The organism is Xanthomonas sp. WHRI 10207 (genome assembly GCF_040202975.1).
Taxonomy (GTDB): Bacteria; Pseudomonadota; Gammaproteobacteria; order Xanthomonadales; family Xanthomonadaceae; genus Xanthomonas.
The window spans coordinates 805,020-823,344 of the sequence record NZ_JBEGDX010000001.1 but is presented as its reverse complement, the minus strand read 5'-3'; the positions used below and the strand labels follow the sequence as shown (position 1 = coordinate 823,344).

16 protein-coding genes are annotated in these 18,325 nt (G+C 65.2%); all 16 read left to right on the top strand.

Features of this window, described 5'->3' with window-relative positions; genetic code table 11:
- Positions 1-247: 247 nt before the first annotated feature.
- The 16 genes from ABQU90_RS03680 to bamA all read left to right on the top strand — a co-directional run bounded on the left by ABQU90_RS03680 (position 248) and on the right by bamA (position 18,251).
- Entirely contained in the window at positions 248-772 is a 525-nt protein-coding gene (locus tag ABQU90_RS03680; protein WP_323522018.1) for a Csu type fimbrial protein, read from the top strand.
- An 8-nt stretch (positions 773-780) separates the two neighbouring features.
- A complete protein-coding gene (locus tag ABQU90_RS03675) occupies positions 781-1,548 on the top strand; it encodes a fimbrial biogenesis chaperone (RefSeq protein ID WP_311240310.1) in 768 nt (255 codons plus the stop codon).
- A 16-nt stretch (positions 1,549-1,564) separates the two neighbouring features.
- Positions 1,565-3,913 carry a fimbria/pilus outer membrane usher protein gene (locus tag ABQU90_RS03670; protein ID WP_323522016.1) on the top strand — a complete coding sequence of 783 codons (2,349 nt, stop codon included), beginning with the start codon at positions 1,565-1,567 and terminating at the stop codon, positions 3,911-3,913.
- Positions 3,910-4,944: a Csu type fimbrial protein gene (locus ABQU90_RS03665; protein ID WP_323522014.1), complete on the top strand. Its 1,035-nt coding sequence runs from the start codon at positions 3,910-3,912 to the stop codon at positions 4,942-4,944. Before ABQU90_RS03670 ends, ABQU90_RS03665 begins: the two co-directional genes overlap by 4 nt.
- Before the next feature lie 48 nt (positions 4,945-4,992).
- Positions 4,993-5,319 carry a hypothetical protein gene (locus ABQU90_RS03660; protein WP_055845111.1) on the top strand — a complete coding sequence of 109 codons (327 nt, stop codon included), beginning with the start codon at positions 4,993-4,995 and terminating at the stop codon, positions 5,317-5,319.
- 2 nt (positions 5,320-5,321) lie between these two features.
- Positions 5,322-6,029 (top strand): fimbrial biogenesis chaperone, encoded by a 708-nt coding sequence (locus ABQU90_RS03655; protein WP_323522012.1) that lies wholly within the window; start codon positions 5,322-5,324, stop codon positions 6,027-6,029.
- Between the two features lie 313 nt (positions 6,030-6,342).
- Positions 6,343-7,194 carry a 30S ribosomal protein S2 gene (gene rpsB, locus ABQU90_RS03650; protein WP_115512133.1) on the top strand — a complete coding sequence of 284 codons (852 nt, stop codon included), beginning with the start codon at positions 6,343-6,345 and terminating at the stop codon, positions 7,192-7,194.
- 170 nt (positions 7,195-7,364) lie between these two features.
- Positions 7,365-8,243 (top strand): translation elongation factor Ts, encoded by an 879-nt coding sequence (tsf, locus tag ABQU90_RS03645; protein ID WP_055845120.1) that lies wholly within the window; start codon positions 7,365-7,367, stop codon positions 8,241-8,243.
- Positions 8,244-8,523: 280 nt separating this feature from the next.
- Positions 8,524-10,047, top strand: coding sequence for a sensor domain-containing diguanylate cyclase (locus ABQU90_RS03640; RefSeq protein WP_115553379.1), 1,524 nt, complete (start codon positions 8,524-8,526; stop codon positions 10,045-10,047).
- A gap of 105 nt (positions 10,048-10,152) precedes the next feature.
- Positions 10,153-10,875 carry a UMP kinase gene (gene pyrH, locus ABQU90_RS03635; protein ID WP_046963035.1) on the top strand — a complete coding sequence of 241 codons (723 nt, stop codon included), beginning with the start codon at positions 10,153-10,155 and terminating at the stop codon, positions 10,873-10,875.
- A gap of 199 nt (positions 10,876-11,074) precedes the next feature.
- On the top strand, positions 11,075-11,632 hold the full coding sequence (gene frr, locus ABQU90_RS03630; RefSeq protein ID WP_055845126.1) for a ribosome recycling factor: 558 nt from the start codon (positions 11,075-11,077) through the stop codon (positions 11,630-11,632).
- A gap of 17 nt (positions 11,633-11,649) precedes the next feature.
- Positions 11,650-12,411 (top strand): polyprenyl diphosphate synthase, encoded by a 762-nt coding sequence (gene uppS, locus ABQU90_RS03625; RefSeq protein WP_055845128.1) that lies wholly within the window; start codon positions 11,650-11,652, stop codon positions 12,409-12,411.
- On the top strand, positions 12,408-13,235 hold the full coding sequence (locus ABQU90_RS03620) for a phosphatidate cytidylyltransferase (protein ID WP_115512137.1): 828 nt from the start codon (positions 12,408-12,410) through the stop codon (positions 13,233-13,235). The genes uppS and ABQU90_RS03620 overlap by 4 nt, the downstream gene beginning before the upstream one ends.
- Before the next feature lie 2 nt (positions 13,236-13,237).
- On the top strand, positions 13,238-14,428 hold the full coding sequence (locus tag ABQU90_RS03615) for a 1-deoxy-D-xylulose-5-phosphate reductoisomerase (RefSeq protein ID WP_323522009.1): 1,191 nt from the start codon (positions 13,238-13,240) through the stop codon (positions 14,426-14,428).
- Between the two features lie 26 nt (positions 14,429-14,454).
- Complete coding sequence (gene rseP / locus ABQU90_RS03610) at positions 14,455-15,801, top strand: RIP metalloprotease RseP (RefSeq protein WP_115512139.1); 1,347 nt, start codon at positions 14,455-14,457, stop codon at positions 15,799-15,801.
- Between the two features lie 83 nt (positions 15,802-15,884).
- The gene (bamA, locus tag ABQU90_RS03605; protein WP_055845140.1) at positions 15,885-18,251 is read left to right on the top strand and encodes an outer membrane protein assembly factor BamA; all 2,367 of its coding nucleotides are present in this window, start codon (positions 15,885-15,887) and stop codon (positions 18,249-18,251) included.
- Positions 18,252-18,325: the final 74 nt, after the last annotated feature.

The window sequence follows — 18,325 nt, the reverse complement described above, 5'->3', positions numbered from 1 at the left end:
GACAGCACAAGCGGACCGGGCAACAGCAAACCGTCGCGAGCGCCTATTCATGTGTGACGCAGTTCCTCTTGCGTCAAGAATCCTGCGAGCGAAGTCATCAATAGGACATCGCAAATTTCGCAAAAGATGCAAGCGAAACAGCTAGATACAAGATGAATTCGCAGTTATGTTTGGCACAGTTGATGCATTGCATGGAGGGCGACAGCTTGTCGCGTCATCAAAGACCTGACCGGTCAAGGAAATGTCCATGCGCACTGTCTGCCCTGTCCTGCTCTCCATCGGCCTGCTCTCGACCATCGGCATGGCGACGGCAGCAGATACAACCACCTTCAACGTCAAGATCGCCGTCACCAAGGCCTGCACCATCACCGCCGCCTCCGCCACGGACGTCGACTTCGGCTCGGTGCTCTCCACCTCGACCGCCAATGCCGATGCCAACGGCAGCGTGACCGCCCAATGCACCGCATTGACGCCCTACAACATCGCGCTGAGCGCGGGCAGCAACGCGGGCACCGCCAACGATGTGACCACCCGTCGCATGAAGAACGCCGACCCACTGGTCACCACCAACAACTTCATCGCCTATCAGCTCTATCAGGATCTGGGCCGCAGCACGGTGTGGGGCAGCACCACCGGCACCAACACCCTGAGCCGCACCGCCACCGGCATCAACCAGGTCTACCCGGTCTACGGTCGTGTGACCAATCCGTCGGTCAACAACGCCGCGACCGGTAGCTACCAGGACACGATCACCGCGACCATCGTCTATTGAGCTCACGCATGCCATCGCAACAGCTGCCGTCGCGCCTCCGTGCGTGGCTGGTCCCGGTTGGACTCGCCCTGAGCCTGTCGCTGAGCTGCGCCTGGCTGTTGCCGCCTGCGCAGGCGGCCAGCCTGCAGCTGGCGCCGACCTCGCTGACCCTGAGCGCAGAACAGACCGCCGACGGCCTATGGCTGAGCAACAGTGGCGGCGCGCCGGTGCAGGTGCAGACCCGCGCCTATCGCTGGACCCAGCGCGATGGGCAGGACCAGCTCGATCCGACCCAGGAAATCCTGATCAGCCCACCGATGCGCACCTTGGCTGCGGGCGAGCGCCAACTGATTCGCGTGATCCGCGCCGGGCCTGCGCCCACTCGCCAGGAGCTCTGCTACCGCATCATCGTCGACGAACTGCCCAGCGCCGATGCCGATCGCAAGGGCATGCAGTTCGTGCTGCGCTACTCGGTGCCGATCTTCGTCCTGCCACCCGGCAAGGCCGAGCCCACGCCCACCCTGAGCGCGCAGGTGATCGCCGGCACCGACGGCAATGCGCAGATCCAGATCAGCAACAGCGGCTCCGGGCATGCGCAGGTCGCCGATCTGCAGCACCGGGTCGATGGCGCAACCAAGACCACCTTGAACGGCTTGGTCGGCTACGTGTTACCGGGCCAGACCATGCGCTGGTCGCTGGGCGCACCGCTGGCGCAGTTCGGCCGCGGCTCCATCGTCGCAAGGATCAATGGTGAGGCTGACGAACGCACCTTGTTGGCCGCGCCCACGGCGCCGTGATGCGGCCCGGCTGGCGATGACGCTGCTTGCGACCGCCACCGGGTTTGCGAACGCCATGGCCGGCGATCTCGCCGATGTCGCATCGTTGCCCGACCAGATTGCGCAAAGCGCCGCCACACAACCGCAGTCGCTGTATCTGGACGTCACCTTGAATCAGGCCGATCGCGGCCTGGCGCCGTTCGAACTGGTCGACGGCCATTTGCGTGGCTCGGTGGAAACGCTGCGCAAACTCGGCTTCATCCTGGCCGATCGCCTGCCCGGCGAATTAGTCGATCTGGATCGGCTACCCGATGTGGAAGTGCGCTACGACGCCGCGCTGCAGCGGCTGGCGCTGCAGGTACCGCTGGCACAGCTGTCGCTGTCCACCACCGTGCTCAAGGCCGAAGAAGCCGCCCCGCCCAGCGCCACCGCATCGCCGGGCATGCTGCTCAATTACGACTTCTATGCCACGCGCAATGCCGGCTCCAGCAGCATGTCGCTGGCCACCGAACTGCGCGGCTTCGGCCTGGGTCGCGGCATGGTCGATACCACCGCCATTTTTCTGGCCTACGACCGCCCGCAGGACCAACGCTGGCGCAGCGAGGCGGTGCGCCTGGACAGCGCTTGGCAGATGGATTTCCCCGACAGCGCCACCAGCCTGCGGGTGGGCGATTTCTACAGCGGGTTCGTCGACTGGAGCCGTTCGCTGCGGCTGGGCGGCGTGCAGATCGGCCGCAATTACGCGCTGCAGCCCTATCGCGTGCTGACCCCGACGCCCAGCTTTCTGGGCGAAGCGGCGGTGCCCTCCACGGTGGAGCTGTATGTCGATGGCCTGCGTCAATACAGCGGCCAGGTACCGGCCGGGCCGTTTCAACTGGCCGCGCAACCGGGCATCAGCGGCACCGGGCAGGCGCAGATCGTGGTGACCGATGCCTTCGGCCGGGTGCGTCGGCTGGACTTCGCGTTTTACGGCACGCCGCAACTGCTGGCGCGCGGCATTTCCGAGTGGTCGGCAGGCATCGGCCATCTGCGCCGCGACTATGGCGTGCGTTCGTTTTCCTATGCCTCGCAGCCGGTCGCCAGCGCCAGCTTGCGCAAGGGCCTGCGCGACGACTTCACCATCGAGGCGCACACCGAAGCCGGCGGCGGCGTGGTCAATGCTGGCGCAGGCGGGGTGTGGTTGCTCGGCGCTGGCGGCGTGTTCAATGCGGCCTACGCGCACAGCAGGATGCATGCGCTGCGTGGCGGCCAGTCCGTGCTGGGCTACGCATGGAACAACCGGCGTTTCAACGTAAATCTGGGCACCCAGCGTACCCACGGCGATTACCGCGACCTCGGCGCGTTGCAGGGCAGCCTGCCGGCGCGCGTCAGCGACCGCGCCGCATTCGGCGTCAATGCCGACCCGATCGGCTCGCTGGGCACCAGCTACGTGCGCCTGAGCTACCCGCAAGGCGACACCTCGCGTTATGCCAGCGTGTTCTGGTCGCGCAGCTTCGGGCGCAACTGGGCCGCCAATCTATCCGGCAACCAGAACCTGGATATCCGCAGCGACCGCAGCCTGTATCTGTCGCTGTCCACCACCTTCGGCGAATTGCGCCAGGCCAGCGCGTCGATGCAGCGCAACGGCAATCGCACCGGGTTTGTGGCCGATGTCAGCCAGCCGCTACCCGGCGACGGCGACCTGGGCGGCATCGGCTGGCGCGTGCAGGCACGCGCGGGCGACGATGCCAGCGGCGGGCTGGCCGAGCTGGGCTGGTTGAACCGCGTCGGCCGCTACAACTTCGGCGCCGCCACCCAGGACGGCGACCAGTTCGGCTATGCCAGCGCCAGCGGCAGCCTGGTGTGGATGGACGGCCGCAGCTTTGCGGCGCGCGACGTCCAGGACGCGTTTGCGGTGGTGTCCACCGACGGCCAGGCCGGCATTCCGGTAAGGCTGGAAAACCGCTTGATCGGGGTCACCGATGCACGCGGCACCTTGTTGGTGACGCCGCTGCAATCGTGGCAGCGCAATCAGCTATCGATCGACACGCTGAGCCTGCCGGCGGACCTGCGCGTGGATCGGGTCGACACCACGGTGACGCCGCGCCAGCAATCCGGTGTGGCGGTGCGCTTCGGCATCACCCGCGTGCGGGCTGCGGTGATCGTCTTGCACGACGCAAATGGCACGCCGGTGCCGGTGGGCAGCGTGGCGCAACGCGAAGGCGATGCCGAACGCGTGGTGGTCGGCTACGACGGCGAAACCTATCTGGACAATCTGCAGAACGACAACCGCATCCTGGTGGAGTTGCCGGATGGCCGCTGCATCGCGCAGTTCGCGTATCCGGCCGACGCCGGCCGCATTCCGCGGGTCGGCCCGTTGCGCTGCATCGCGGAGCCGACGCCATGAGCGTGCAGGCTCTCTGGCGGGTCTTGCTTGCACTGAGCCTTGCACTGCTCTGGCTGACGCCCAGCCAGTCGGCGCATGCCGATACCACCTGCACGGTGACGTTGGGGACGCCCTTGGCCTTCGGCAACGTGGCCGCCAATGGCGCCACCGATGCGGTCGCGAGCTTCAACGTGTCCTGCGCCACAACCGCGCTCAGCGTGCTGGGCCAGGCGCGGGTGACGCTGTGCCTGGACCTGGGGCCCGGCAGTGCCAGCGCAGGCGTGTATACGCCGCGCCGCATGCTCAACGCCACCAGCGATGCGTTGAGCTATCAGATCTATAGCGACGCGGCACGCACGCAGGTCTGGGGCGCTACCGGATCGAGCACGCCGTCACCGCTGGTGCTGAGTTTCGCCTATTCGGTACCGATCCTGGTCGGCGGCTCGCAGACCACCACGGTCACCTTCTACGGACGCATTCCCGGCAGCCAGACGCTGTCGGTGGGCAACCACACCAGCAGCTTCGGCGGCGCCGATACGGTGATGCGCTACGCCTACAACGAAAGCATCATCGGCGGCATCCAGCCGCCGGCCAACTGCAACACGGGCGGCAGCGGTGCCAAGACCGCCAGCAACGCGTTCCCGTTCACCGCCTCGGCCAATGTGCCGGCGCGCTGCAATACCTATGTCACCACCGATCTGGATTTCGGCAGCATCGCCGGCAGCATCGACACCCAGATCGACCGCAGTTCGACCATCAGCCTGGCCTGCACCAACCGCACCGCCTGGAACATCGGCCTGGACGTCGGCGTCAACGCTAGCGGCGGCACCCGACGGATGCGCCACGCCAGCAGCGCCAACTTCATCACCTACGAGCTCTACAAGGACTCGGGCCGCAGCAACCGCTGGGGCACCACGGTCGGGGTCGACACCCTGGCCGGCACCGGCAACGGGGTCGCACAAACGGTCACCGTCTATGGCCGCGCGCCGGCGCCGCAGCTACCCATCGCGGGGGCCTATACCGACACGGTGACTGTCTCGATCACTTACTGACCGTTAATTAAGTTCGCTTCGGGGGCGTCGCTATTTGTAACGACTCCAATGCAAACGATTGCCTTCATGACGCCGGTCACCTTCCTGAAGTGCTTCACGCTGGTCGCCCTCGCTTGCAGCGCCGCTGCCGCAACTGCGTCCACTAACCGCGGCCCGGACAACTCCAGCCTGCACATCGGCCTGCGCCTGCTCAGCGGTTGCGAGCTGCGCACGACCCCGCCGCGCGCCAGCTGCTCGCGTGGCACGCCGGTCGCGGTTGCGCAGCCGTCGCGCAACGTCAACACCCCGTCGACCACCAGCACGGGCCAGGACGCCAGCGCACTTGCAGGGCCTGCGCCCAGCGGTGCGACGCGCATCACCACCATCGCGTTCTGAGCATGGCCGCCACCCACCCGCGCTGCAGCTGGCTGATCCTGGGCCTGCTATGCATGGCCGCTAGCGGCAGCGCTGTCGCTGCCGAAATCGCCATCGCCCCAACCACCGCACACATCCCGGCCGATAGCGACCAGGCGGCGGTCTGGCTGTACAACCAGGCGGCGCAACCGTGGCGCGCCGATGCCAAGCTTTACCGCTGGAGCCAGGACGGTGGGCGCGAAGTACTGGAACCGGCCGTCGGCGCCACCGTCAGCCCCAGCCAGTTCGAAATCCCGGCGCAAGGCCGCCAGCTGTTACGGGTCATCCGCCTCGGCCCTAGCCCGGCCCGGACCGAAGACAGCTATCGGTTGGTAGTGACCCAACATGCAGTGGGCGATGAAACCGAGCTGTTGCGGTATTCCACTCCGGTGTTTGCGATGCCCAGCGAGCCGGGCGAGTTGCACCCGCAGCTGCAGGCGACGCTGTCCGGCCAGGGCAGCGGCCGCAGCTTGCGCATCCACAATGCCGGCGTGCACCACGCCCGCCTGGCCGACCTGGCCTTTATCGATGCCGGCGGTACCCGACACAGCATCGGCAACGATCTAGCCGGCTATGTGCTGCCCGGCCAGACCCGGCAATGGGCGCTGCCAGCAACCCTGTCCGCCGATCTGGGACGCTTCGTGGCCCGCGTCAACAGCGATACCGAAACCACGCTCGCGCTGCAGCCCTGAGGCCCCTCGCCCGCCAATCCGGCGATGCCGGCAGTGCACATTGCATATAACCGGCCCGGCCGGCTATACTCCGCCGGCTGCTTTGCGTCTTTGCCGCATCGCGCCGCCCACGTCGGACGTCACCGACGAATCCACACCTGCTGCCGCCATCCGTGCCGGGGTGCCCTCACAAGGGTTCGTCGCGGAGGCAACAGGGAAGCCCAACCCCGGAATCTTGTGCGTTTGATGCGAGTGTTCTCGCAGCGCCCGCACTCCCTGCGCTGACTTCAAACAACAGCTGCGCACGGCGATTCCGCTACCAGGAGTTTTTTCAATGCCTCAGGTCACCATGCGTCAGATGCTGGAAGCCGGCGTCCATTTCGGCCACCAGACCCGCTACTGGAACCCCAAGATGGCGCCGTACATCTTCGGCGCGCGCGGCAAGATCCACATCATCAACCTCGAGAAGACCGTCCCGCTCTTCAACGACGCGATGAACTTCCTCTCCTCGATCGCGCAGAAGCGCGGCACCGTGCTGTTCCTGGGCACCAAGCGCAGCGCGCGCGAGTCGATCAAGGAAGAAGCCGAGCGTTGCAACATGCCGTTCATGACCCAGCGCTGGTTGGGCGGCACGCTGACCAACTTCCGCACCGTCAAGCAGTCGGTTGCCCGCCTGAAGGAACTGGAAGCCGCTGAAACCGACGGCACCTTCGAAAAGCTGGTCAAGCACGAAGTGCTGGGCCTGCGTCGCGAGCGCGAAAAGCTGGACGCGTCGCTGGGCGGCATCAAGGAAATGAACCGTCTGCCCGACGCGATCTTCGTGATCGACATCGGCCATGAAGACATCGCCATCAAGGAAGCCAAGAAGCTCGGCATCCCGGTGATCGCCGTGGTCGACACCAACTACGATCCGGCCCTGGTCGACTACGCCATCCCAGGTAACGACGACGCCATCCGCGCCGTGCAGCTGTACGCACGTGCCGCTGCCGATGCCGTGCTGGAAGGCAAGGCTGCTGCGCCGAACTCGGCGTCGGTGCGCGAAGAAGAGTTCTCGGCTGACGCCGGCGACGAAGGCAAGGGCCGTCGCGCCCCGGCCAAGAAGTCCGCCGAGAAGAAGGCCGACGCACCGGCCGCTGCTGCGGCACCGGCAGCAGCTGAAGCACCTGCAGCACCGGCTGCCGAGTAATCGGCATGCAATGCGGCCGCTCCATGCTGGGCGGCCGCAGCCCCGACGGGTCCATCGCGACCCGTCGCTGAGGCCACCAAAGATTTTTACGGGGGCGGCCCGCACGCTGCACCGTCTCCTCACTGGCGGAACACTTCCGCCGTACGCATTCGTCCATACGAGGTAATTCCATGGAAATCACTGCTTCCCTGGTCAAGGAACTGCGCGAGCGCACCGGCGCCGGCATGATGGAGTGCAAGAAAGCACTCGTCGAAAACGCTGGCGACATCGATGCCGCTGCCGAGTGGCTGCGCAAGTCGGGTCTGGCCAAGGCCGACAAGAAGGCCGACCGCGTTGCTGCCGAAGGCCGCATCGCCACTGCACAGGCCGGCGGCAAGGCCGTGCTGGTCGAAGTCAATTCCGAGACCGACTTCGTCGCCAAGGATGAGAACTTCCTGGCCTTCACCGAGGTCGTGGCCAACGCCGCACTGAACTCCGACGTCGCCGATGCCGAAGCGCTGAAGAGCGTCAAGCTGGACAGCGGCGAGACCATCGAAGAGCGTCGCGCTGCGGTCATCGCCAAGGTTGGCGAGAACCTGCAGGTGCGTCGCCTGGCCCGTATCGACAGCGCCAACAACGTCGCGGCCTACGTGCACGGCGGCCGTATCGGCGTGCTGGTCGAGCTGAAGGGTGGCGACATCGAGCTGGCACGCGGCATTGCCATGCACATCGCCGCAATGAACCCGCCGCACATCAAGGCATCCGACGTCCCGGCCGAGTTTGTCGCCAAGGAAAAGGAAATCGAACTGGCCAAGATGTCCGAAAAGGACAAGTCCAAGCCGGCCGAGATCCTGGAAAAGATCATCAGCGGCAAGATCAGCAAGATCGTCAACGAAGTCACGCTGTACGGCCAGCCATATGTGCTGAACACCGATCAGACCGTCGAGCAAGCCGTCAAGGCCGCTGGTGCCGACGTGATCGGCTTCCAGCGCCTGGCCGTTGGCGAGGGCATCGAGAAGGTGGTGGAAGACTACGCCGCCGAAGTGATGAAGCAGGCCGGTCTGGCCTGATCTTCGCCACAGAGTGAAAAAAGCCGCGGCCATGCCGCGGCTTTTTTTTGCCTGCCAATCCGCGCTACATCGAAGCGCGCGAAACTGAAGCACACACATCCGTGGTGCCTGCAACCGGCCTCGACGCTATAGATGTCGTCGGCCGTGCCGCTAAGCCTAGATGCCAACCAGACTCTCAGCACCCCTCACGCATGCGTTCCAGCGCAGCGACTGCGAGCCGTGGCGTGCTCAAACTCACCGAACGCAGCTGTATGCTTACGTTCACTGTTGGCGATGACTCATGCAACCAGATCTCCAGGCCGCCCTGCACTACTGCCGTAACCTGCCATCGCCGCCCGGCGTCGCGCTGCGCATCATCGAGCTGGCGCAGGACCCGGATGTGGACATGACCACCACCGCGAAAGTCATCGGCATGGACATCGCCCTGAGCGCACGCATGCTGCGCGTAGCCAACTCACCGCTTTACGCCAGCCGCCGCCGTGTCGACAACCTCGGCCAGGCGCTGACCATGCTCGGCCTCAACGCGACCCTGAGCCTGGCGCTGGGGTTTTCGATGGTGCACGGCGTGCGCAGTACCTTCGTCGCGCACCCGTTGCATGAGCGCATCTGGCGTCGTGCCGGGCTATGCGCGCTGGCCAGTCGCATCCTGGGTCAGGCCTATGGCATCCGCAAACCCGAAGAATTGATGCTGGCCGGCCTGCTGCAGGACATCGGCAAGCTGGCACTACTGCAAGGCGCGCCCGAGCTGTATGCGCCGCTGCTGGAACAGGCGCCCGACAACGCATCGCTGCTGGATGCCGAACGCGAACACCTGGGTGCCACCCACGCCGAAATCGGCGCCTGGCTTGCGCACCAGTGGCAATTACCGCACTACCTGCAGAACGCGATCGCGAAAAGCGAAGAAGAACCGTCAGGCCTGGAGCCCTTCATGGCCTGCGTCGCGCTGTCCGGACGTCTGGCCGACATCTGGCTCTCCGCCAGCGCGGCTACCGCCACCGAGCATGCGCAGCGCCAGGCCCAGGACGTGCTGGAACTGGATGCCGAACGCTTCGAAAAAGTGATCGAACGCATCGCCGAATCCTTGCCCGAGCTCGAGGCCTTATTCGACATCCGCGTGCCGCAACCCGAGCACATCCAGCTGATCTTCGAGCAGGCGCGCGAGCTGGCCCTGCTGCGCAGCCTGCGCGAATTGCAGGATGTGGCCGAAGCGCGCCGCCATGCCGACGAATCGGAAAACCGCATGCGCCATCTGGCCGAGCAGGCCAGCCGCGATGCGCTGACCGGCGTATTCAATCGGCATCAGCTCGGCACCGCGCTGGCGCATGAGTTCGAACTGGCATCACGGCAGGCCTGGCCGCTGTCGATCGCCTTCATCGATCTGGACGATTTCAAGCGCGTCAACGATGCGCACGGCCATCTGGTCGGCGACGAGGTGTTGCGCAACTTTGCGCAGACGCTGCAACGCATGGTGCGCACCAGCGACCTGGTGGCACGCTATGGCGGCGAAGAATTTCTGGTGATCCTGCCCAACACGCCTGCCGATGCGGCGTTGATGGTGATCGAGCGCATCCTTGCCGAAACCGCGCGCACGCCGATGGCGCAACTGCAGGGCGGCCCACTGCACATCACCTTCTCTGCGGGCCTGGCCACGCATGGCGGCATCGAGCGCCAGTTCGAAAGTATCGAACACCTGTTGCAGGCCGCAGACAGCACGCTGTACCGCTCCAAGCATCGCGGCCGCAACCGCGTCACCGCCTACGATGCGACCGATGTTCCGACGCCACCGAACCCGCGGGCGCACTGAGCGGCACGTCACCTCGATGACGACAAAGGAATTTTTACCACGCCCGGTGGCACGCTTCCGCTAGAATTGCCGGCGTTTGTCGTCCCCCACCCCCGAGGTCTCCCCATGTCCGAACTTTCCTATCGCCGCATTCTTCTCAAACTTTCCGGGGAGGCGCTGATGGGAGACGGGGATTACGGCATCGATCCCAAGGTGATCAACCGCCTCGCCCATGAAGTGATCGAAGCGCAGCAGGCCGGCGCACAGGTCGCACTGGTGATCGGCGGCGGCAACATCTTCCGCGGCGCCGGCCTGGCCGCCAGCGGCATGGACCGCGTCACCGGCGACCACATGGGCATGCTCGCCACCGTGATCAACGCGCTGGCCATGCAGGACGCGCTGGAAAAGCTCGGCGCCAAGGTGCGCGTGATGAGCGCGATCAAGATCAACGACGTCTGCGAAGATTTCATCCGTCGCCGCGCCATGCGTCACCTGGAAAAGGGCCGTATCGCGATTTTCGCCGCCGGCACCGGCAACCCGTTCTTCACCACCGATTCGGGCGCGGCGCTGCGTGCGATCGAAATCGGTGCCGACCTGCTGCTCAAGGCAACTAAGGTCGATGGCGTGTACGACAAGGACCCGAAGAAGCACACCGACGCGGTGCGCTACGACAGCCTGACCTACGACGAAGTCATCATGCAGGGCCTGGAAGTGATGGACACCGCCGCCTTCGCGCTGGCACGCGACAGCGATCTGCCGCTGCGCATCTTCGGCATGAGCGAGCCCGGCGTGCTGCTGCGCATCCTGCGCGGCGAGCAGATCGGCACCTTGGTGCAGGGCCGTAGCTGAGTTTTTCGGATTAGAGAATCGGGATTTGTGATTCGTCACAGCATGGATCGGGCGCTCCGCTCGTGCCCGATCCACCGCAGCGCCTGGCGTGAACGCGCCAGGCAGGTGAACCGGCTGCGCCGGCTTACGCAGGCTGGCGAGTCGTGAAACCCCAGTCCCGGCTATAATCCCCGGATTCAGCTCCACACGGATTCCGGCGATGCTCAACCAGATCAAACAAGACGCGCAGGCGCGCATGACCAAGAGCATCGATGCTCTGCGCCATTCACTGACCACCGTGCGTACCGGCCGCGCTTCGCCGGCGCTGCTGGACGGCATCAAGGTCAAGGCCTACGGCACCGACACCCCCCTCAATCAGGTTGCCAGCATCAGCGTGTCCGAAGGCCGCTCGCTGGTGATCAGCCTGTTCGACAAGGGCATGATCAAGGACGTGGAAAAAGCCCTGTACGCCTCGGATCTGGGCCTGACTCCGACCGTGGTGGGCACCGTGATCCGTCTCAACCTGCCGCCGCTGACCGAGGAGCGCCGCAAGGAGCTCAGCAAGTCCGTGCATGGCGAAGGCGAAGACAGCAAGGTCGCCATCCGCAACATCCGTCGCGATGCCAATCAGCAGGTCAAGGATCTGCTGAAAGACAAGAAGGTCACCGAAGACGAAGCCCGTGCCGCCGAAGACGACATCCAGAAGTTGACCGACAAGGCCATCAAGGATGTGGATGAGGTCGTCAAGGGCAAGGAACAGGAATTGATGACGGTCTGATCGTGGCATCGCCTGCCATGCATCCAGTCCCTTCTACCGACGCAGTCCCGCGCCACATTGCCATCATCATGGATGGCAACGGGCGTTGGGCGCAGCGTCGGCGACGTCCGCGCATGATCGGCCATCGCGCCGGTGCGCGGGCGGTCAATCGCACCATCGATTTCTGCCTGGAAAAGGGCGTGTCGGCGCTGACCCTGTTCGCGTTCTCCAGCGAAAACTGGGGCCGCCCGCAGGAGGAAGTCGATTCGCTGATGAAGCTGTTCCTGCATGCGCTCGACCGCGAGGTCGAAGAACTGCAACGGCGTGGCGTGCAGGTGCGTTTCATCGGCGAGCGCAATCGCTTCGCTGCGCCGTTGCGCGACCGCATGGCCGCTGCCGAACGCAGCACCGCGGGCAATGCGCGACTGGTGCTCAGCATCGCGGCCAGTTACGGCGGCCGCCAGGACATCGCGCTGGCGGCACGTGCGCTGGCCGAAGAGGTGGCGGCCGGCCGCCTGCAGCCGCATCAGATCGACGAGGCCCTGCTGTCCAGCCGCGTCGCACTGTCCGACCTGCCGGCGCCGGATCTGTTCATCCGTACCGGTGGCGATACCCGCATCAGCAATTTCCTGCTCTGGCAGCTGGCCTACACCGAGCTCTGGTTCACCGAAACCTTGTGGCCGGAGTTCGATGCCGGCGTGCTGCAGCAGGCGCTGGACGACTATGCCGGGCGCGAACGCCGCTTTGGCCTGACCAGTGCCCAGATCGCCGACAAGGCGACGGAGATCTCCTCCGCATGACCAAGACCCGCGTGATTGCTGCGCTGATCATGGCGCCGCTCGCCATCTGCGCGATCGTGCTGCTGCCCACCCAATGGCTGGCGGCGCTGGCAGCGATTCTGTTCCTGACCGGCCTGTGGGAGTGGCTCAAGCTCTCCGGCATCGACGACAGCCTGCCGCGCACTGTGCTGCTGATGCTCAATCTGCTGCTGATGGTGCTGATGGTGTGGGCGTCGGCCGGCTCGATGGTGCTGTTCCAGATCGCCGCCCTGGTGGGTGTGGCCTGGTGGGGACTGGCGCTGCTGTGGCTGCGCTTTTTCACCTTCGGCGCCGATCATGGCAACGGCCAGGCGCGCGCGCTCAAGCTGGCGGCCGGCACCCTGGCGGTGCTTCCCGCCTGGGCCGCGCTGGTGCTGCTGCACGCCAACCCGGACAAGGGCAACCTATGGCTGCTGACCGCCCTGACCATGGTCTGGGCGGCCGACTCGGGTGCGTATTTCGCCGGACGTGCGTTCGGCAAGCACAAGCTGGCGCCTCGCATCAGTCCGAACAAGACCATCGAAGGCCTGCTCGGCGGCATGGTTGCCGGCATCGCGGTGGCCTGCGCCTTCGGCTGGCTGGCCGGACTGACCTTGGCGCATGTGCCGCAGTTGGTCCTGGTCGCGGCGGTGGCGGTGCTGGCGTCGGTGCTCGGCGATCTATTCGAGAGCCTGCTCAAGCGCCACGCCGGCGCCAAGGACTCGGGCACGGTGATTCCCGGCCACGGCGGCGTACTGGATCGCATCGATGGCGTGCTCGCCGCCCTGCCGGTGTTCGCACTCGGCAAGGAAATTCTCGGATTCTAAGCATGGCTGGCTCTTCTCCCCGCCAGGTCGCCATCTTCGGCGCGACCGGCTCGATCGGTACGTCGGCACTGGACGTGATCGCCCGCCATCCCGAGCGGCTGCGCGCCAGCGTGCTGTCTGCGGGCCGCCAGGTCGACGCCTTGCTGGCGCTGTGCGCCACGCATCGGCCAGCGCATGCGGTGATTGCCGACGAGGCGCTGTACCCGGCCCTGCGTGACGGTTTGCGTGCCGCCGGCCTCACCACCCAGGCGCATGCCGGCACCGCGGCGCTGGATGCGCTGGGCGGCAGCGATGCCTGCGACACCGTGGTGGCTGCCATCGTGGGCGCCGCCGGCCTGCCGTCCACCCTGGCCGCCGCCCGCGCCGGCAAGCGCCTGCTGCTGGCCAACAAAGAGTCGCTGGTGCTGGCCGGCGAGCTGCTGACCCGCACCGCTGCTGCGGCGGGCGCGGAAATCATTCCGATCGACAGCGAACACAGCGCCATCTTCCAATGCCTGCGCTCGTGCGACGCCAGCCGCGGCGTGCGTCGGGTGGTCCTGACCGCGTCCGGTGGCCCGTTCCGTGGCTGGGATCGCACCGCGCTGGCGGCAGTGACGCCCGCGCAGGCGGTTGCGCACCCGAAGTGGTCGATGGGCCCGAAGATTTCGGTGGACTCGGCCACCCTGATGAACAAGGGCCTGGAAGTCATCGAGGCGCATCATCTGTTTGGCCTGCCCGGCGAGCAGATCGACGTGCTGGTACACCCGCAAAGCCTGGTGCATTCGTTGGTGGAATTCGTCGACGGCTCCACCCTGGCCCAGCTTGGTCTGCCGGACATGCGCACCACGCTGGCGGTCGGTCTGGCGTGGCCGGAGCGGGTGGAATCGGGCGTGGCGGGACTGGATCTGCTGCAACAGGGCCGACTGGATTTCGAGGCGCCCGACACCGATGCATTCCCCTGCCTGCACCTGGCCTGGGAGGCTTTGCGCGCCGGCGGAACCGCGCCGGCGATCCTGAACGCGGCCAACGAAGTGGCTGTTTCAGCGTTTCTTCAGGGCCAAATAGGTTTCCTAGCGATCCCTGCGTTGGTCGAACACACGCTGACAACGCTCTCACGGCACAATGCCGACTCCCTCGACACCCTGCTTTTTGCCGATGCGCAAGCCCGGCAAATCACTGAACGCGCCCTCGCCAACTACGCCCATCATGCTTGATCGATCCACGCAGCCGAGTTGCATCCATGGGTGATTTCATCGGTTCGGTCTGGTGGATGATCGTCAGCCTGGGTCTATTGGTGACGTTCCACGAATTCGGACACTTCTGGGTCGCGCGACGCTGCGGCGTCAAGGTGCTGCGGTTTTCAGTGGGCTTTGGCAAGCCGCTGTGGATGCGCCGCGACCGCCACGGCACCGAATTCGTGGTGGCGGCGATCCCGCTGGGTGGCTACGTCAAGATGCTCGACGAGCGCGAAGGCGACGTACACCCGGCCGAACTGGATCAGGCATTCAATCGCAAGACGGTGTGGCAGCGTATCGCGATTGTTGCTGCCGGCCCCATCGCCAATCTGCTGCTGTGCATGGCGATGCTGTGGGCGATGTTCGTGGTCGGCAAGCAGGATTATTCGGCCACTGTGGGCCGCGCCGATGGTCTGGCCGCCGAAGCGGGGCTGACACCGGGCGAGCGCATCGTGCGCATCGACGGACGCAGTGTGAGCAGCTGGAGCGATGCCAGCATGCAGCTCACCACTGCGGCCATGGATCGGCGCGATATCCAGCTGCGCACCGCCGTCGAGGGTGGCGGCAACAGTGAGCACACCTTGCGTCTTTCGCAGTTGCCGGTCGGTTTCGACGAGCGCCGGGTGGCATCGCTGGCCGGCATCGGCTGGCAGTTCATGTTGCAGCCGCCGGTGATTGCCGAAGTGGTGCCAGGTTCGGTGGCCGACGGCCTGCTCAAGCCGGGCGATCGCATCGTGGCCATCGATGGCCAGCCAATCCGCTCGGCCCAGGACATCATTCCGCAGGTGCAGGCGCTGGGCGCGCACGGCGGGCCGGGCATGATCGAAGTGGCGCGCGGCGAAGACCGCCTTGCGCTGGAAATCGCACCGCGCAAATCGCCGCAAGGCCAGTGGATGATCGGGGTCCGCCCCGCCGCCGCGCCGGCGCCGGAATACGATAGTCGCCAGCAGTACGGCATCTTCGCTGCGGTGCCGGCAGCCATCCGCGAAACCGGCAAGATGACCGCCGATTCGCTGGGCATGATGAAGCGCATGCTGACCGGCCAGGCCTCGGTCAAGAACATTTCCGGCCCGGTCACGATTGCCCGCGCCGCCAACGCCTCGGCCGAACGCGGGCTCGACTGGTTCCTGTATTTTCTGGGCTTGCTGTCGCTCAGCCTGGCGATCATCAACCTGATGCCCATCCCGATCTTGGACGGTGGGCATCTGCTGTATTACCTTATTGAGTTGGTCAAGGGCAGCCCGATCAGCGAACGGGCCATGATTGCCGGGCAATATGTCGGCCTGGCGGTTCTTGCCGGGCTGATGGGACTGGCGTTCTACAACGACATCCTCGGCCTGGTTCCACGATGAAATTGCTCCACTCTTTCCGCCTGTTGTCGTCGTCATACGTCGGCATCCAGCAACACCCGAAATCGACTCCAACCGGATGTGACATGACGCGTCTTCCCACTCGCCGCCTGCTTGCCCTCGCTCTTGCCGCCGGCCTCAGCCTGCCAGCCGTTGCCCTGGCCGCAGAGCCGTTCGTTGCCAGCGACATCCGCGTCGACGGCCTGCAGCGCATCGCTTCCGGCACCGTGTTCACCTATCTGCCGGTGAACCGCGGCGACACCGTGGACGACACCAAGGTGGCCGACTCGATCCGGGCGCTGTACCGCACCGGCTTCTTCGAAGACGTGCAGCTGGACCGCCAGGGCAACATCCTGGTGATCACGGTCAAGGAACGCCCGGCGATCAACAAGCTCACCGTGACCGGCAACAAGGACATCAAGTCCGAAGAGCTGCTCAAGGGCCTGGGCGATATCGGCCTGACTGAAGGCGGCACCTTCGATCGCCTGAGCCTGGACCGCGTGACCCAGGAACTGACCCGTCAGTACAACAACCGCGGCAAGTACAACGTTGAGATCACTCCGACGGTCAGCCCGCTGGACCGTAATCGCGTCGATGTGGCCATCGCGATCAAGGAAGGCAAGGCGGCCAAGATCCGTCACGTCAACCTGATCGGTACCGAAAAGTTCGCCAACGAAGACATCCTGGAGAACTGGGAATCCAAGGAGCACAACTGGGCCTCGTGGTATCGCCGCGACGACCAGTACTCCAAGGAAAAGATGTCCGGCGACCTGGAGAAGCTCAACTCCTGGTACCTGGACCGTGGCTATGTCGACTTCAGCATCGACTCCACCCAGGTGGCGATCAGCCCCGACAAGCGCGACATGTTCGTCAGCGCCGGCGTCACCGAGGGCGAGCAGTACAAGATTTCCGACATCAAGGTCACCGGCGACACCGTGCTGCCGCAGGCCGATATCGAGCGCCTGGTGATTCCCAAGGCCGGCGATATCTTCTCGCGCGCGCTGCTGGAATACACCTCCGATGCGATCACCAACACGCTGAGCAACGTCGGTTACGCGTTCGCCAAGGTCAACCCGCTTCCGACGCCGAACCGCGAGGACCGCACCGTTGCGGTGAACCTGCAGGTGGTGCCGGGCCCGCGCGTGACCGTGCGCCGGATCCTGTACAAGGGCAACAGCCGCACCTCCGACGAAGTGTTGCGCCGCGAAATGCGCCAGTTCGAAAACACCTGGTATTCGCAGGCTGCGATCGACCGTTCCAAGATCCGTCTGCAGCGCCTGGGCTACTTCGAGTCGGTGAACGTGGAAACCCCGGCGGTGCCTGGCAGCAACGACCAGGTGGACGTGATCTACGACGTCAAGGAAACCACTTCCGGCAGCTTCGTGTTCGGCCTGGGTTATTCGCAGAGCTTCGGTGTGACCACCTCGGTGCAGTTGTCGCAGAACAACTTCCTGGGCGGCGGTAACCGGGTGGCGGTGGAAGCCTCGCGCAGCACCTTCCAGCAGCGTTACGCGTTCTCCTATACCAACCCGTTCTTTACCGACGATGGCGTGTCGCTGGGCTACAACCTGTCGTGGCGCTCGCTGGATTACTCGGACTTCAACACCGCGCAGTTCAACAGCAAGAACGGCTCGGCGCAGGTGGTGTTCGGCGTGCCGATCACCGAGAACGACACCGTCTCGGCAATGATCGGCATCGACAGCAACCAGATCACCACGTTCCCGGGCACCACGCCGCAGGCGATCGTCGATTACATCGATGCGATCGGCACGCGCACCTTCCATGCCTGGCGCAGCGAGCTGGGCTGGGCGCGCGACACCCGCAACGACTTCTTCATGCCGACCCGCGGCATGTACCAGCGCGTCGGTCTGGAAACCACCCTGCCCGGCTCCACGGTCGAGTACTACAAGCTCAACTACCAGATCTCCAACTATTGGCCGATCATCCCGGCGCTGGTGTTGAACACGCGCTTCGAGCTGGGTTACGGCGATAGCTATGGCAATGACAGCACACGCGTCGTGGCCGGCCCCAATGGCACTTCGCGCACCATCACTGCGACCGGCCTGCCGTTCTACGAGAACTTCTACGCCGGCGGTACCAACTCGGTGCGCGGCTTCGAAGACAACACCCTGGGTCCGCGCTCGGAGCCGATCAACGGCTTCAACCGCGGCCAGCCGCTGGGTGGGTCGTTCAAGACCGTCGGCTCGGTGGAAATGTACTTCCCGAAGCTGTTCGACAGCCCGTCGGCGCGCATCTCCGCGTTCTTCGACTTCGGTAACGTGTACGACGGCGTGGACAACTTCAAGGCCAACGAGTTGCGCGCCTCCACCGGTGTGGCGCTGTTGTGGCGCGCCCCGGTCGGCCCCATCTCGATCAGCTACGCGTTCCCGCTGAAGAAGGAAGACAACGACGAGATCGAGCGCCTGCAGTTCACCTTCGGCGGCCAGTTCTAAGACGCACGCAAAACAATGGCGGCCCGACTGATCGGGCCGCCATTGTTTGTCTGTCATGTCTGAGGTGTTACAGG